Source organism: Lysobacter sp. Hz25, assembly GCF_046097045.1.
In the GTDB taxonomy this organism is placed as follows: Bacteria; Pseudomonadota; Gammaproteobacteria; order Xanthomonadales; family Xanthomonadaceae; genus Lysobacter; species Lysobacter antibioticus_B.
Genome location: NZ_CP175666.1, coordinates 5,812,477 through 5,828,275 on the forward strand (window position 1 = coordinate 5,812,477; position 15,799 = coordinate 5,828,275).

The following is a 15,799-nucleotide window of genomic DNA, read 5'->3' on the forward strand; positions in this document are numbered from 1 at the left end:
GCTGAGTACATAACGTGCTGCCATGGACTGCTCCTTTGATCGAGAGGACCCGGATGCAACCTGTTGCTCGTCTCGAAGCCAGGTGATTGCATTGGGCAATCGATACTTGCACGCCCATAGCGCGCGAAACAACTGGCCGAGCACTCCGGTATTTCGACGCCGCAAGTGTGCTTTGCTATTGATTCAGAAGTGACTAGCCCTTAGCCAGCAGCCGGACCGAATGGGAACGCTTCCACAGAAACGAACAGGCAGCCTGAGCGGGCGTATGCACCCGCAAAAGGCTCAGCGGCCTTGGCGCTTGTTCATTTGCTGACATCGTCGCGTTCACGGAACTCCGCAGGGAAGTACTCGATGCGGCCGTCCGTCTCCGTGTCGGGATAGAAAGAGCGCCGGGTCCCCCGACCGGTTGTCTCGACCTCAGCGTCGGCGCTCGTGAAAGGACCACGCTTTCCTGATGCAAACGACGCGTAGACGTGAGGGGTTTGCACGTACTCGTCACCGATGTCATCTATGTCCAAGACATCCTCGAATGCCACCACACCGATCACTTCGAGCCACGCTTGGTTTGCCTCCGGAATCCTATTCCAGAAATCGTGGATGGCCTTCCGTTTCTCGCCGAATCCGTCGTCGCCCAGCCAAGGGTCCTCATGCGTGCTACTTTTTGCGTCGTTCACGGCCATGGCAGCGTCCCACGATTTGCCGTCATCAGAGAGGTACGCGAAGTAGCGTCGTGTGCAGAACTTGAGCCCTTCGTGCGACATGCCCCGGTACGGCCACACCATCCACAGCGGATCTTGCTTGAAATTGGCGAGGTCGCCGGTATACGGGTACTCGATGGCATCAGGTGAGCGCAGTAGCAGCGGCGCGTGGGAGTGGTCCTCCAGCATGCGGTTCGCCTTCCTCTTCATGGCAAGCCTGGCACGCAAGTCGGCCCGTTGCGAACGTCGACGGATCGTAAGAGAGACGCCGAAGTAGGCGAACAAGAGGTGGTCGTTTTCAGGCCGAAAAAGCCGATCCTCTAACTCAGCCTTGCCCCAGAGGTGCCACTCCTCCAATGCCATCTCGCGGCACTTCCTGGCAAAGTCATCGCGGGCCTTCTTGGAGAAATCGCAGGCCGCCGCGAAAACAAGTCCATGAAGCTTCTCATCCGGGTCGAGCGCAGTATCGCCCAAGTACTCGACCAACGCCTTCGGCCCGATGGCCCGTTCACGTTTGCACTGGATAAGCCAGAGCCGGTCATCAGCGCCTTCGCTCAGCTCCTCAATCGAATCGCCGTCTTCCGCCGAAGCAGAGGACCGAGCCTCCTTGGCAGTGATCTCGTAGCCTCGAACATCGAACCCGTCGTCGCTCCCCGAGCGTCCTGTGGCCTCCAGTCGACGCCAGGGCTTGAACTCGTATGCAAGCTGCCGCACGAGGTCTTCGAACCGTTTCGGGTCCAGGTCTTCGAAGTGCAGCGGGCCAATGGTACGAGTGATGATCATGCGACACGATGTCCTTTCTCGCGGAGGGCTCTACGAAACGTCGCTATCTATTCCAACTTTGTGATCGTTATTCTCGGGTCGCCTTCTGGATTCAGCATAGAGACGACACCGTTCTCGTGGAACACTACGAGTGTACCGGGGGCGATGCCCGGATATGAGCGGACAGGCTGGTAGTCACCTGCGTAGGCGAAGTAGATAGCGAGCGGATTAAGCAAGTGTCGATTCTTCTCATACTGCTCAATCGCGCCAAGCACAAAGAACAGCGCCGCGAATGCGCCAGCTACGTTGCAAGCCAGCCGCCAAACCTGCTGATTGCTGCCGCCGGTCGTGATCAGCTGCGCATATAACCATAGCTGCCCAGCGACCGCGTATGTGCCGAGGATTGCTGACGTGGCCGCGATCGCTGCGGGGATGTAGAGCAGCACCGAAAGCATGGCCACTGCCCAATCGAAGTCCTGACCCGGAAGCCCGGTTGCGGACGTCAGAACAGTTCTCGCCAATGAACCAGCTATCAAGAGCACCACAAAATTGGAGATGGTGAATGCGAGTTTTCCAACCGGGTGCGACCATACTCTCTTCACGACTGGCGTTGCCGTAAGCGCGAATCCTAGAACGAACAGGATACCCGCGATAACTAACGCCAAACTGGCAATCGGGTAAGCCGAACGCGCGACGGTAAGCACGACCCAAGCAACCAATGCGAAGGTCGCGGCGGCGTAGAGCCACGTTACGCATGTTTCGATGCGTGAGGACATAACCTCCGTATTCATCATCTATCCTAAATGGCATGCAGCAAGTGGCGTTTCGGGCACTGAGCGAAGCGGAAGACCGATCTCCCCATCATGCAGATTAGGAGTGGCTAGTCGCACAGAATGCGACAGAAGAAGACACTTTGTGACGTATGTCGCCAAAATCTTCTATCTCCTAAGCTCATCATCCGCCTACGACCGAGCCATCAGACGCATATGGACATCCACGAACTGAAGACGATTCTAGATCCCTGGCTGCGTGTGGACACATGGCACACCGGGCACCCACTCGATGAGGAGCGGTTCCACAAGGCATTACATAGCGCATTTGTCAGGTTGAACACTCCGATTGCGCACGAATATTTCAAGACCGCGATCATTGAGCAGGTCAATCAGCGTCACCCGGGGTTTGCCCCGGATTTTCTGGAGAAAGAGGCGGACGAGCTCGCCCTGACAGCCGAGCGTATTTCCTACTACGTTCACAATACGGCAGCGCTCGTAACCTAGCGACGGCTTGATGTTCTATGTTTATGGATATTGGCTTAGTTCCTGCCGAGATCATTGGCTTTCCGAGGCCGCAGCTTGGATACTGCTACCGACGTTATCCGCGCTCCATTTGGTCGCAATGGTGGCGTAGGAGAATCGTCGCAAACCATGCTCCGGGCGCTCTACACACAGCGCTGCGAGGTGCGGGCGAACGACAGAGCCAGAGAAGGGGCCTCCTAGTGGACGCCAGGAGGCAGGCTCTGCAAGCGCGAGTGGCGTTCAAAGTGAAAGCTAGTTCGCGCCAGACTCATATAGCGAAGCTCGCTTCGGCTGGTAGAGCCGGCCGGAATGATTAGGCGACGGGACTGGAGCCCGACTTCTGCTTGACCCCCGCCTTGCGCGCATTCTTCGTAGTCGCCGCAGGCTTGATCGCCGCCTTCCTAGACGCGTGTTGTTCGATAAGCGCGTCGATCTGCTTCCTACTCAGGCCTCGCAAGGCTGCGATTTTCTGCAGGAATTCCTGTCGCGGCCGAGTATCGGTCTGCTCCCAGTTATAGATCGCCTGCGAGCTCGCCCCCAATAGCGGTGCAAAGGCGTCGCGGCTGAGCCCGAGGCGTTCCCGCAGTTTCCGAAGGCCGACGGACGAGTATCGGATCGCAGCTGCCGGTGCATTGGAGGCCTTCTTGACCGGATCGGCCTGACGAAACCCCTTAGAGGCGGACTTGACGCCACGCCGGAGTGTTTCAACCTCCTGCTTCAACGAAGTCAGCTGTTTACGCTGTGTCACAGTCAGGTACGAGTAGCGTGCGACCGGTGGCTAATAATTCATTCAGGCCGAAGCTGCTTCGTGGCCCAGATCAACACAGACGAAACCGCACACGGGCGCTTTAGACGGCGAGCGTCAACGTACGATGTCCGCGCAAACGTCGCCCTCGGTGAAGTAAGAAAAGACTTTATACGCGCGGGTGAAGACCGCCACCTTGCAGGAATGCTCTGCGCCATTCTTGCCGCGATAACCCTTCTCATAGGTCAGCCGCGACTCTCCCTGCATGACTTCGGTGGTGGCCGACGGAAAACCCCAATGAGCGCGGAACTCGGCTTCGGTGCGGCCAACCCAAGGTTCGAGCAGCGCCGCTCCGGCTTGACGACTGCGCTCGGTATCGGCCTTCGCGCCGGCGTGGATGCGCGCGTAGTCGTAGTCGAAATATGCGCGGCCGGAGCAGTTCGGCGCCGACACCAGACAACCGGCGCCGTTCGCCGCGGCGCACTGGCTCAGCGCGTCCACGCGCGCGGCTTCCGGATAGGAGCTTTCGGCCACGAACGGCGCGCCGCCTTTCTTCGGCCATGCCGCCACCAGGCAGCTATTGCTATGCGCCGCGATCAACTTGCACGCCGGCCCGGTGCAACGACTTTTCGCGGATTTCTCGGCATCGGCCTGCGACAGCGCGTTCGCCGCCGAGTACACGGCCTTACCGTTGCCGGCCAGCGCGCCGAAGAACTGTCGATCGTCGCCGGCGATTTCGAACAAATGCGCGCGCTGCTGGGCGCTCATGCCGCCAGTTTGCAGCAAACCGCCGGCGATGCCCGAACACAGCGGCTCGCTACGCAGATTACAGATCTTGTCCGGGCTTTTCGCATTGCAGCCGCTCAGCGCGTTACGGCTGGCGGCGATCTCGTCCTGGCCCACCGCGCTGGCGAATAGCTTGTCGGCATTGAACGCCACCGCGATGCAGGCGTTGTTCGCGCTCGCCATCAGCGTACAGCCTTGACCGCCCTGATCGGCGCATTGCTTGAGCGCCGCGCTTTCGGCCTTGCGTTGACTGCCCAGATCGCCGGCGATACCGAGCTGCGCCAGTCCCGGCGACGCCGCGATCGCGCCCCAACCCTTGCGCGCTTGCGCGCCGGCCTTGGCCTGCATCGCCTCCATCGGACTTTCCGGGGGCGGCAGCGGTTGATTCTGCGCTGCCGCCTGCATCGCCTGCTGATACGGCACGACCACGTTCTGCACGAAATTCTGCATGCACTGCTGTTGTTGCTGGCCACCGGCTACCGAGCATTGCGCGCGCGCCTGGACGCTCCAGCCCAGAAGCAGCAATGCGGGCAGCAGAAGGATCTTCTTCATCGAGTCCATGGGGGAATCTCCGTTTCCTGACTATCGAATGGTCGCAATTTTTGCGCGAAATTTCCTGGTTTATATCTCTGCGCAGCGATTGCATCGGCGAAGGAACCGCCCTCGGTTCCCAACGGCCTGCGCAATGAAGGCATCGGATCGAGGTCGTCGTGAGGTCGGCCGCTTCAGAGCCATGCCGTGGCAACACTTCGAACCATACACTGAGTCTAACGGCATCATACAGATGAGTCGACGGCGCTTCGTCAGACCATCGCTATCAGCCAGAAGCAGAACGACTGGGTAGTCCCGGAGACCGTGGCCTCGCATTCCACGCGTGCCTTGCGAATGAGTAGCTGCTCCTGCTGGATGGAGCCGATGGCTGCGCACCTGAGAAGTATCGTAGCCCCGCGCTGTCGAATGGGCCCTACCGAAAACTCAGTAGTATTTGGTTGCACTGTCATTGCCTCCAAGGTTCCGGGCTTCGCAGCGGGTGTCGGACTGCGCAGCCAATCGACTGCCTGACTGATCGCCCGACTACGTCCTGGCCCTCGACTCGGATCATCAGGTCCGCGCTGCATGCCTTCTTGCGAAAGCTGCATTTCCCGCTGCAGATTCAACGACTGCATTTCGCGCAGGGTGTGTTGCATCGCCGGGGCGGCGCCGATGGCCGAGACCCGAGTGCGGAAACCAGGCGTGCGGGCTCCGACCCAAAGCTTCCGCCGGCGACGCCGACCAGGCCTACGCTTTCTGCGTCCCGTTCTGGCATGCGTGGATGTCGCTGTTCAAAAAGCAGCTCCAGCTCACTAATGCTCACCGTGTGACCGCAGGCAGGTTCCGTCGGCGGGTCGTCCAATACCCTCGCCTTCGGATGTGCGGCCGAAATGGAGAGGGGATATGCATAACAATATCTCGCGCAATCTCGCGTTCTTTGCGACGCTCGCTTGGCTCATGCCCCACCCCTCCCTTGCGGCACTGTCTGCGCTGGGAACGCTGGGCGGCAACCTCTGTATGGCGATCGATGTCAACAACGAGGGAGCCGCAGTAGGTAAATGCCGAACGCCTGCCGGAGATATCGTCCCTACCTATTGGGCCAGTGGCAGCAGCGCGGCGATGGCATTACCTGGATTGGAAGTCGACGGCCCTTGTTCCGTTGTGGGTATCGGCGGGAGCAACGCTGTGGCGGGTAACTGTGAACTTGGGGCGGATGGCGAGCGGTTTCCCGTACGCTGGTTGACCCCATCACTTCCGTCTGCGGTGCCGCAAATACTCAATGCGCGGACTGGACATGATCGCGCCGAAGCACAGCTCATGAACCAAGCCGGCAGCGTGGCTGGTATCAGCACCGATCCCGACGGAACGGACCATCCGGTCCTATGGAAAAATGGGCAAACTAACGCGACAGCGCTGCCTGTCCCTGGATTGCTTCCACCCTTACTTTCGCCCATAACCGATTGTCATATCACCAGCATGGGGCACGCGGCGACTCCCGCGCTCGTAGGCTATTGCGACTTGCGCTACGGCGGCACCCTGGCTGTGAAGTGGACGCCGAACGCCATTGGGGGCTACAACGTCGCATCACTCCCCCGAATCCCGGGCGGATCAAACTGCGTGGCCATTGCTGTTAATCCGAACGGCTATGCCGCAGGAACATGCGAGGACACGGTCGGCGACCTGGCGGCTGTTCGTTGGAACCCATCCGGCGGCGCGCCTGCGATGTTGCGTGGGTTACCGCGCGAAGCTGCAGTGGGTCAGCAGGTATTTGCCGCCGACATGAACAGTGCAGGCACGATCACCGGGAATTACACCGCGACTGACGGAACGACTCGGAGTTTTGTGTGGGCCCCCACCGACGATCCCGACTCCGAGGACGGGCTGGATCTCGGCACCCCCGATGGCGACACGATGCGCGCGGAGCGGATCGCCGATAATGGGTACATCCTCGGGAGTGCTCTGGATGCTCAGGGTGGGAACGTTGCCGTTTTATGGACGCTCGCGACCAATCTGCAGACGCTGGGAACACTCGGCGGCCCGTACAACCGTCCGGTAGCGATCAGCCCCAATGGGGCATGGATTGTCGGCACCAGTGAGATCAGCACCCGGAATCAGCACGCTTACCGGGTGGGATCGGCGCAAGTCGGTGGCACGTCCAAGGCGAAGGGCTTTATCGGTCTAGCTGGGGCCCCCATCGAATCCAATTGGTGTGCAACTCTCGGGAAAGAGAGCACTGATTGTCCGGATGGGTTCTAGACGACGCCCGGAGTTGCCAGGAGTTTGCAGACAAGGCGCAACAAACGCCCCAGCCGAAGCCGCCTCGCGCCTGATTTCAGGCACGCGGTGCGGCGAGCTTGTCAGCGGAGCGACGCCGTACTGCTGCTGAGTGCGCCTCGCCACCTCCAGAGTGGCCTCCAACCGCTGCGGAGTTGGATTGATCTTGTGGACGTTGTGGGTGGCCAACCGGTCGGCCCGCTCAATAGCCTCCAAGGTCGGGGCTGACGACTCGGAATCGCGGCGAACTGTTGCTCATGCTGTCTTTCCCTGATTAGAAGCAGTAGCGGCAATCGGACCTGGCGGCCTCCGCCCTTTCAGGCATTAGGCCGCATGGGCGAGATTGCCGCTCCTCAAGGACTGCTTCTGTCGCCTCAACGGCTCCAGCGCTACGGTTGAGGTAACTGCCGATAGTTCCCGCACTGTGGCGATTCGATGAGCAGCGCATCGTCGCTCCGGCTCCTGGACCTGTATCGCTCTTAGAGTATATTGCGTATCGCCGTGCTGAGGCCCTGGATGCGGGCTAGCCATTTACTCAAGTAGAGCCACTTCGCGGGTCAGTTCAACTCAGGCGCTAGAGGGCAGGACATGGATCACCGCGAGACACTCTCGAACAGGGAAAGCACGGCATGAAAATGCTTGGAGTTCTGTTTTTTATCCCCCTACTCCTGCCATTCGAGGCAGAAGCGTGCCCCACTGGCATGTTGTACGACGGCAACGGCTGTAGCCCGCCTTACGAGTACAGCATGGACGATTGGATCCGCGAGAAGAATGATTACCTGGACTCCCTGGGACCCAAAGATCGCGCACCGGCACGCTCTCTGAGCCCGGAGGAAGTGGAAAACCTCAGGAAACTTCAAGCCGAGAAAGACGAGAGGGACGCAAGAATCGCTCAGGAAGTCGCCAAGGGCATCTGGTTCTCCGCTTCGAGCTCGACGCCTGAAGGCAAGCTTTGCACGGCTTCATTTGCCAAATTGACAAGCGAAGACAACGGCAAAAGCGGAGGCATCGTCAGCATCATGGGGTTTCAGAAGCCCAAGCCGGATGCCTGGCTGATTTTTTACGGCACAGGCATTCCAAGGCCGAAGAACGTCAAGAAAATAAAGGTCGAGCTTCAGCAGGATGATGAGCCTGCTCAGACCGTCCAGGTGTTCAACTACAGATATCAAGGCAGGGCTGGAGCCGTCGCATTTTCCGTGCCTGGGCTGGCGGCGGCATTGGACGGTATGCGTGATAAACAGAGCTTCAAATTGTCGATTGATGGGAAAACCGTAATGGCGATACAGTGGGCAGACGCCGCGCCGGTTATCGGGCAACTTAAACAATGTTCAAAGTAAAGCGACGGCGCGAGGAAAACCTTTCATTCGGCTTAGTTACGCTCGCCACGCTATAACGAGCCGCTCAAGGCCGACGGCATGCAGCCGCGGCCGAGCGCCAACGTTGGCGGCATGGACAGCTCTCAGCTACCGGCAGCAGCTTTCTGCACTTGCGTTTACATGCCTACTTTAAGTTGTCGCTCTCTTCGACATCGCTAATTCAGCGAATGGATGTTTGAAGTTTGCACTTCGGCCGCCATCGTTGGCGAAAGAAGCGCCATCCGCAGCCGCTCCGCCGCTCCGCCGCTCCGCCCGAGCGTCAGATAGCCTGATCGAGACTTCTCGCATTTGTTGCAGCTCTGCCTACTCCATGTCCGCTGCGGCATGCGGCCGCTGGAGCATGCTCGTGCCGACGAGGAAGGACGTTTCGGCTACGGTGCGCGCGGGAGAGATCGCATTCTTTCAAGTAGGAGGGCGGACGGATTTTCAAAGAACAAATAATTTCAGCGGGACTCGACACCAAGCGCCCTATCCGCGGATTGAGCGACGAGGAAATCGCGGAAGTCGAAAGAAGTCAGGCGTCGAACTTCCGGGTATTTACAGAACATTTCTCGCGGAATGCGGAAGATCGGCAGGAGAACTTTTCTACGATGTCCACTTTACGTTCGCGGCATTAATACATCTCAAGCAGAAACTCAGGGCCCTGATGGAAGAGGAAGGCACCGACTTTGAATTTCCGGACAATGCTTTCGTATTCAATGCCTATCAGGGGTATCAGTTTCATTATTTCGTTTGCGACCAGGACGACCCGCCCGTCTTCAGAGTCTACGACGATGGCACAGTCGAACCGGCCGCGGGCTCTTTTTCAGAGTACATCCGCGAAGCCATAGAATCCTGAAGTTTGTTGGGCAAGCACCCGTATGAAAATTGGGAATCTGTTGCCGCCGCCTGTATCGTCGATCGCGATTACATGCTCTCCCGAGACTTTAGCCACCGGCAGGCCTTGCAGAAGCCGCTTCGCGACCGGCTTAACTCTTGCGGTCGGGGATGTCCGCTTTTTTGGCCGAGAGCGGCAACACCGCCACCATTTAATTACCCCCGTCAGAAATGGGGTCTATTTGACGTTAGGCCGCAAGAACTCTGCTCCTCCGTTTTCATATATGTCCATATGGACGTGAAGCGGAGTGGTGTTATGAGGACGTTACTATATCGTTCACTAATCCTGTCGTCGTGCTTTCTTCTTGGCGGGACGGTTGGCGGCGTCGCGAAGGGCGCCGGATTCTGCGGCGGGCGCAATGAGATCGGCATCTTGGGCGTGGAGGCCGACAGCACCTCGGCAACCGTCACGTGGGCAGGAAGCGAACAATCGTGCGGCCGTAGCCACTACAACGTGGCTTGGGCCGGCGGCGGCGGACGCATGCAGCGCGAAGTGCCGATTTCGAGGAGCACCAACACATGGCTTGGCGAGCGGATCAGGGGCGCTGTGTACACGGTAGCCATGCAGGCATGTACGTCACGTACAGCCGCACCGTCGATATGTGGCCCTTGGGTTTCAAAGAAGTTCGTGTCCTGCGGCACGAAGGGCGTACCTTGCGGACATCCACGACTCAACGCACCCGAGCCGATGGTCATCACGTCAGGAGCAGGGCTGTGCTTGGATGTACACGCCCCAGATCAGGCCAAAGACGGCGCAAAAGTGCAGGTCTGGGTTTGCAACGGGTCACCCCAGCAAACCTGGGTGGTCGATGAGAAAGTCGGAGCGGTCATCAGCCTCGCTGGAAAGTGCCTCGATGTGCAAGCCGCGAAGGTAGGCATCGATGGAACACCCGTTCAAATGTGGGACTGCAATCGGCAAGTGCAGCAACGATGGCAGCACAAGACGCGTGTGAGGCGGGCGCCAAGCGGCGGTCTGTTCAGCCCGATGGCGCTCCAGAACGCTGGCGGAAAATGCCTTGATGTCCATGCGCCAGATCAGTTCAATAATGGGGCGAAGGTCCAGATCTGGAGCTGCAACAGCGAGAAGCAACAGAGGTGGCAGATCACTCCGATGCGCTGAAGCACGGCAGAGTCCCGGGATTCAGGCGCACGCTAGCCCGATGAGATTCTCGACCCCCTACTCGGATCATCCGTCCCGCGCTACTCGGCTTCCTGTGCAAGCTGTAGATCGCGCTGCTGACTGAATAACTGCGCTTGTCGCAAGGGGCCCTGCATCGCTGGCCCGGGCTCGGCGACCGGGACACCGGTATGGCAGCCCGGGATCTGCGCACCTGCTCAAAGCCTGCCGCTGGCTGCGCCGACCGGTCCGATGCATCCGCGCTCACGGTTCGGATGTCGCACCGATCAACATCACCTGGCGGGATTGCCTTCTTGAGCATCGAATTGCGAAGCCAAGCGCAGAGATAGCTGTCGACTTCGTTGTAGCAGGCGGACTTGATCAGGCTTGTCGCCGGCAATCGGATTGCGCGGGTTCCGCCTGGCAAGGGCGGTAGCGAGCGTGATTGACTTTGGAACAACGGGCGATGCCCGCGACACAATGCCCACAAAGATATCGAAGTCGGTCGTCAGTCCATTCCGCTTAGTTTTTTATCTGGATCCCGGGCACAGTTACGCATCGATCTCTTCTAGGGTCAGCACGAGTAGTCGCTCCTGACCGCGCGAGTACGCTACTCATTGGCGATATCCCGCCCCTGGAGAGATTTCATGTATCCATCCGATATTTCTGGTCCGTCGCGACTCCCGATGTCGCCGCTTCCCGACCCTCCGGGGCCGCCGACACTAACGCCGGTGCAACAAGCCGAGCTCGCCGAGCGATACGCTCCCATCATGTACTTCCATCCAATGGAAGAGAACTTCCTTCAAGATCCGAATAAGTTCATCGAGCAATCCAGCTTGCGCGAAGACAGGCACTACATGCCCGACAAGGAGATTAGATCCCAGGGCAATGTCACGGCAGAGGATCTGTTGAAGATCGGCCCCAAGAACGACAAGTCCGAGATCCCTAAATTCCTGGACAATCGCGATGAGGACTTCGATTACGTTCGAGATGGAGATCTTCGCAACAGCAAGAATCTTTACCAGTACGATGCGGAAAGCAACACGCTTACGTACCACTTTTTCTACTCGTATAACGATGGTGCGCCTGGCCTAGGGGACGCGCAGAATCATGAGGGCGACTGGGAAAAGGTAACGATTCAACTCGACGACACGCTCCAACCAACCGCCGTTCGCTACAGCGCCCACAGCAACTCGTCATCTGAGCGTTCGTGGGCTGACGCTCCGAATGAGAACGGCCGCCCGGTCGTCTATGTCGGAAAGGGATCGCACGTTAACGTCCCGACGCCGGGCCATTGGCGCAGTGATTCCGGCTGGGTGCAGGACGAGGCAGTGCACGGAATTCGCTTCGACCTTCGCACTTTACCGACAGTCGATGTGACGCAGGAGCCGTGGTACGGAACACACGTGCAGTGGGGGGAACGCGGTTCGTTGACTCTCGCCGGCAGGTGGTTCGGATTGGACGCAAGTGGCATGACCAGCGGTCCAACGGGCCCGTCGGAAAGCAAAGGCCCCATCCTGGCTGGCGATGCTGATCCGAATCGTTTCCCTACTGATGACAGGTGCCCGGACACGAGGCCGCGACCGACACGGTGATTTAGCGCTCGTTCGTACACGGCACCGTTCTTCGTTGGATCAGTGCACCGCGGCTTCGGAATGGCTGCGTGGGTCTGCGCCCATCTTCGGGGCAGACCCTATCACTCAATTTGCAATTTGCAGACGACAACCCAGCCGCCAGATCATCGAAGGCAATGCCATCGCCCCGATAGGGGCCGCGCACGTATCGCTGAAGCCTGCCGAAGATTCGCTGCCGACCACTGCGGACTAGCCAGCTCCCGCTTGGCGGACTCGCTACCGTGCGCCAGGCACCGGCTCGGTACCCGCCCTCGCCCGAACCCCTCTCCCACGGTCGGGAGAGGGGCGAGACATCCACCGCGCGCGCATTCGCATGCACGCGCGATGGATCGGTGCCGCAGGATCAGAAGGTGACGCTCCAGGTATCGATACGGCCGGTATCGAACCAGGCGTTGTCGTTGACGCGCAACTTCCAGGTACCGTTGAGCGGCTCGCTCGACAGATCGAACGTAAACGTGCCGCTGACATTATCGGCGCTGCCGCCGGTGCGGTTGTGGATGTTGTACAGCGAGCCGTCCGGCGCGACCAAGTCGACCTTCAGATCGCCCTTGTAGGTATGGACGATGTTCACCGACACGCTGGCATTGGTCGGTCCGTTGTCGCTGCGGCCGGATACGGCGATCGAGCTTTCCACCGTGGCGTTGTCGCGGATGGCCACGTCGGTGCCATTGGTGTAGGTCTGGGTGCCGCTGCTGCCGACGGTGACCGTGCCGCTCTTGGTGTGAGTGGCGCCGTCGTCGTCGGTAACGGTCAGGCTGACGTTGTAGGTGCCGGCGGTGCTGTAGGTCTTGCTGGGGTTGGCCGCGGTCGATGTCGTGCCGTCGCCGAAAGCCCAACTGCGCGAGGCGATCGTGCCGTCGCTGTCGGTCGAGGTGTCGGTGAAGCTCACCGTCAGCCCGCTGACGCTGGAGGTGAAATTGGCGACCGGCGGGTTGTTGCCGGGACCTCCGGAGAACAAAGAATACAGCAGGCGGTTCGGTGAGCCGCGCAGGTCGGTGATCTTGCCGGGCGTGGCGTTGTTGACGATGGCGGTGTGTACCTGGTCCGGTGTCGCCGTCGGGTTCACCGCCAGATACAGCGCCGCGGCGCCGGCCACGTGGGGCGAAGCCATCGAGGTGCCGCTGTTGGCGGCCGATGCGGTGGCGCTGCCGATGCCGGCCGATACGATCGAGGTGCCCGGTGCGAACAAATCGAGACAGCTGCCCCAGCTCGACGCCTGGCCGCTGGTCCAGATGGAGCGCGCATCATTGCGATCGCTGGCTCCGACCGTGAGCGCACGCGGCACCCGCGACGGGGACTCGGTGCACGCGTCGATATTGCCGTTACCCGCCGCCACCACTGCGACGACACCGGCGTTGATCAGATTGTTGACCGCGGTGTCGGTGGCCGTTGAAGCCGGGCCGCCCAGGCTCATGTTCGCCACCGCGGGTTTGACGTGATTCGCGGTGACCCAGTCGATGCCGGCGATGATCTGCGAATTCGGCGCACTGGAACCGCAACCGAACACGCGTACCGGATGCACCGTGGCCTTCTTGGCCACGCCCCAGGTGGTGCCGGCGACCGTGCCGGCGACATGGCTGCCGTGACCGTGGCAGTCGGTGGTGCTGGAGTCGCCGGGCACCGAGGAGAAGCCGTTACCGATGCGTCCGGTGAACTCGGTGTGGTCGGCGCGCAGGCCGGTGTCGACGACGTAGGCGTGTACGCCGGCCGCGTCGGTGTCGTAGGTGTAGGTCGTGCTCAGCGGCAGATCGCGCTGATCGATGCGATCCAGGCCCCAGGTGGCGTTGTTCTGCGTTGCTTCCACCGACATGTAGCCGTCTTCCTCCACGAAGGCTACCCGCGGGTCCCTGAGCAGCTGTGCCAACGACGCGTCGTCCGCATCGATGACGAAGCCACGCAACGCGTGTTGGTAACTGCGCTGTAGTTTGACGCGGTACTGCTGGGCGATGCCCTGCGCGACGGCGGGCACGTTGGCCACGCCGTTGCGGCTGTCGGCCGATAGCACGGCGGCCTGTTCCTTCAGTACGACGATGTAGCGGCCCTCGATCGGCCTGTCGACGGTCAGCAGCTCCGCGGTCAGGCCTGGCAGTGCGACGGACACCAATGAAGCACCGATAGCCAGCGACAAAATGCGACGATTCATGCACATCTCTCCGTGTGTGGACGGGATGAGGACAGTCACCGTGGATTACCTATTCGGCGCATTGGCGGAGAGAGGCGCCCCACTCCACGCAGTCCGACGCGCCCCCTTGTGGCAAGCGCCCGGCATGGCACCGGATACAGCAGCGCGCTGCGGCTCCGCCGCCAACGCTTCTACGGCACTGACCGTTGTTGCGTTCCCGATTGAAACCCCAAGGGTGCCGCGGTACGCGGCGGGTAACCGTCCTGGCTTCCGCAGTGCGCAACATCAGAAAAGGCGAAGACCCGACGGCATGTACGGCCGATGCGCTCGCAGGGCCGTGGCGACCAACCTAGGTAGACAAGCAAGCGGCGTCTATGTTCTGAAAACGGTTTACCGGAGCGCAAATCGTGAACGTGACCCGCATTTCCAACTATCCAAGGAAAGCTTCATGAGCGCATGGCGAACCATACGTCGGCGTGCGCGCATCGTCACGGCACGAAGTTCTCAGGCACGGGATCTCGGGCTGCGTAACCTTCCTGCCTACGGCTAAGCGTGGGCAGAGTCGGCGGCCTCGCCGCAATCGAATTCAGCTTTCGCACGGCGTCGGCGCATCGTCGGCCGTCAAATCTTCTGTACCGCGGATCGGGTTACTGCGGCTCATGCGGCATCTCAGCCACGACCCGGTCGTCCCCACAGGGGCTTGTGTCCTCGTTCATTCGACGCAGACCGAAATCTGGAGTTTGTTCGCGGTGCCGTTCGTTCATCCGAACGCTCACGCATATCCAGCCAGGGTTTCGAGCGGAGTTGGCGTTCGGTTGTTGCGCCGCCGGTGGACATCGATCACGGGCACGTCATGCCATGGCCGAGATAGTGCGGGCTCTCTTGAAGTAGCTTAGGAGTCAGACATGTCAGATCGTGCAACCACGCATAATCTCAACGATCTCATCGAGATTGCCCGCGACGGCAAGGACTTCTACACCGAGGCTTCCGCAGAGGTGAAGAACGCCGAGTTGTCCGCGTTGTTCTCCCGCATCGCTTCGACGAAGTCCGACATCGTTACCGCACTCAGCACGCAAGTCGCGGCGACAGGCGGAAAGCCGGCCGAACATGGGACCTTCGCGGGTTCGATGCAACAGCTTTACGGCAAGGTCCGCGCGGCCTTTGGCGATACCGCCTACGGCTATGTTGCCGAACTGGAGGACTCGGAAGATCGTCTGCTCAAGGCCTTCAATGAGGTGGCAGGCGACTCCAAGCTGACGCCGGCCGCCCGATCCGCTGTCGAGCGCTTCTTGCCGATAGTCCGGGATACGCATCGCGAAATGAGTCAGCTGAAGCACTCGATGAAGGGCGCGGCTTAAGCGTTCTGTTCGCCGCCGAGCGCGGCATCCGGATCGAAGTCGAAAACTTCGTACCGCGATCCGAGGTCTTGGTCTCACTACGCAGTTCAACTCGTTGGAACCGACTTGCGATCTCAGTACGGGAGATTCGCATCAGTCAGCATTTCAGCACGGCAGACCAGCTTCCCCCCCGTAGTTGTTCTGCCTCGCGCGTCCGGTTCCCCAACCGGGCGCGTTTTTGTTTTT

Annotated in this window: 13 protein-coding genes; 8 read left to right on the forward strand and 5 right to left on the reverse strand. The window is 60.2% G+C overall.

The annotated features are described in order from the left end of the window. Positions 1–302: 302 nt before the first annotated feature. Together ACKN61_RS24195 and ACKN61_RS24200 are read right to left on the reverse strand one after the other, a co-directional pair. A complete protein-coding gene (locus tag ACKN61_RS24195) occupies positions 303–1,481 on the reverse strand; it encodes a restriction endonuclease (protein ID WP_408951606.1) in 1,179 nt (392 codons plus the stop codon). Between the two features lie 47 nt (positions 1,482–1,528). Further along, complete coding sequence (locus ACKN61_RS24200; RefSeq protein WP_408951607.1) at positions 1,529–2,236, reverse strand: hypothetical protein; 708 nt, start codon at positions 2,234–2,236, stop codon at positions 1,529–1,531. A 210-nt stretch (positions 2,237–2,446) separates the two neighbouring features. Here ACKN61_RS24200 and ACKN61_RS24205 point away from each other — a divergent pair, with 210 nt between their 5' ends. Further along, complete coding sequence (locus ACKN61_RS24205) at positions 2,447–2,737, forward strand: hypothetical protein (RefSeq protein WP_408951608.1); 291 nt, start codon at positions 2,447–2,449, stop codon at positions 2,735–2,737. A 331-nt stretch (positions 2,738–3,068) separates the two neighbouring features. Here ACKN61_RS24205 and ACKN61_RS24210 read toward each other — a convergent pair whose 3' ends face one another. Both ACKN61_RS24210 and ACKN61_RS24215 read right to left on the reverse strand, forming a co-directional pair. Further along, the gene (locus ACKN61_RS24210) at positions 3,069–3,476 is read right to left on the reverse strand and encodes a helix-turn-helix domain-containing protein (RefSeq protein ID WP_408951609.1); all 408 of its coding nucleotides are present in this window, start codon (positions 3,474–3,476) and stop codon (positions 3,069–3,071) included. Positions 3,477–3,617: 141 nt separating this feature from the next. Beyond that, positions 3,618–4,589, reverse strand: coding sequence for a DUF4189 domain-containing protein (locus ACKN61_RS24215; RefSeq protein WP_408953902.1), 972 nt, complete (start codon positions 4,587–4,589; stop codon positions 3,618–3,620). On the opposite strand from ACKN61_RS24215, the gene ACKN61_RS24220 reads away from it, so the two are divergent. The 6 genes from ACKN61_RS24220 to ACKN61_RS24245 all read left to right on the forward strand — a co-directional run bounded on the left by ACKN61_RS24220 (position 4,482) and on the right by ACKN61_RS24245 (position 12,055). Then, entirely contained in the window at positions 4,482–4,868 is a 387-nt protein-coding gene (locus ACKN61_RS24220; RefSeq protein ID WP_408953906.1) for a hypothetical protein, read from the forward strand. The two genes, ACKN61_RS24215 and ACKN61_RS24220, sit on opposite strands and share 108 nt — an antisense overlap. Before the next feature lie 852 nt (positions 4,869–5,720). Then, positions 5,721–7,073: a hypothetical protein gene (locus tag ACKN61_RS24225; protein ID WP_408951610.1), complete on the forward strand. Its 1,353-nt coding sequence runs from the start codon at positions 5,721–5,723 to the stop codon at positions 7,071–7,073. A gap of 764 nt (positions 7,074–7,837) precedes the next feature. Then, positions 7,838–8,428, forward strand: a complete 591-nt coding sequence (locus tag ACKN61_RS24230; RefSeq protein WP_408951611.1) for a hypothetical protein — start codon at positions 7,838–7,840, stop codon at positions 8,426–8,428. A 349-nt stretch (positions 8,429–8,777) separates the two neighbouring features. Continuing rightward, positions 8,778–9,305 (forward strand): SMI1/KNR4 family protein, encoded by a 528-nt coding sequence (locus tag ACKN61_RS24235; protein WP_408951612.1) that lies wholly within the window; start codon positions 8,778–8,780, stop codon positions 9,303–9,305. Positions 9,306–9,599: 294 nt separating this feature from the next. After that, positions 9,600–10,463 carry an RICIN domain-containing protein gene (locus ACKN61_RS24240; protein ID WP_408951613.1) on the forward strand — a complete coding sequence of 288 codons (864 nt, stop codon included), beginning with the start codon at positions 9,600–9,602 and terminating at the stop codon, positions 10,461–10,463. Positions 10,464–11,107: 644 nt separating this feature from the next. After that, positions 11,108–12,055, forward strand: a complete 948-nt coding sequence (locus ACKN61_RS24245; RefSeq protein WP_408951614.1) for a Vps62-related protein — start codon at positions 11,108–11,110, stop codon at positions 12,053–12,055. Between the two features lie 382 nt (positions 12,056–12,437). Here the strand turns inward: ACKN61_RS24245 and ACKN61_RS24250 are convergent, their stop codons facing one another. Continuing rightward, positions 12,438–14,237, reverse strand: a complete 1,800-nt coding sequence (locus ACKN61_RS24250; protein WP_408951615.1) for a S8 family serine peptidase — start codon at positions 14,235–14,237, stop codon at positions 12,438–12,440. 884 nt (positions 14,238–15,121) lie between these two features. Here ACKN61_RS24250 and ACKN61_RS24255 point away from each other — a divergent pair. Further along, on the forward strand, positions 15,122–15,574 hold the full coding sequence (locus ACKN61_RS24255; RefSeq protein WP_408951616.1) for a PA2169 family four-helix-bundle protein: 453 nt from the start codon (positions 15,122–15,124) through the stop codon (positions 15,572–15,574). Positions 15,575–15,799: the final 225 nt, after the last annotated feature.

Coding starts and splice junctions, on each gene's coding strand:
- ACKN61_RS24195 (WP_408951606.1), bottom strand. CDS start 1,481: ATGATCATCACTCGTACCATTGGCCCGCTGCACTTCGAAGACCTGGAC.
- ACKN61_RS24200 (WP_408951607.1), bottom strand. CDS start 2,236: ATGTCCTCACGCATCGAAACATGCGTAACGTGGCTCTACGCCGCCGCG.
- ACKN61_RS24205 (WP_408951608.1), top strand. CDS start 2,447: ATGGACATCCACGAACTGAAGACGATTCTAGATCCCTGGCTGCGTGTG.
- ACKN61_RS24225 (WP_408951610.1), top strand. CDS start 5,721: ATGCATAACAATATCTCGCGCAATCTCGCGTTCTTTGCGACGCTCGCT.
- ACKN61_RS24230 (WP_408951611.1), top strand. CDS start 7,838: ATGGACGATTGGATCCGCGAGAAGAATGATTACCTGGACTCCCTGGGA.
- ACKN61_RS24235 (WP_408951612.1), top strand. CDS start 8,778: ATGTCCGCTGCGGCATGCGGCCGCTGGAGCATGCTCGTGCCGACGAGG.
- ACKN61_RS24240 (WP_408951613.1), top strand. CDS start 9,600: ATGAGGACGTTACTATATCGTTCACTAATCCTGTCGTCGTGCTTTCTT.
- ACKN61_RS24245 (WP_408951614.1), top strand. CDS start 11,108: ATGTATCCATCCGATATTTCTGGTCCGTCGCGACTCCCGATGTCGCCG.
- ACKN61_RS24250 (WP_408951615.1), bottom strand. CDS start 14,237: ATGAATCGTCGCATTTTGTCGCTGGCTATCGGTGCTTCATTGGTGTCC.
- ACKN61_RS24255 (WP_408951616.1), top strand. CDS start 15,122: ATGTCAGATCGTGCAACCACGCATAATCTCAACGATCTCATCGAGATT.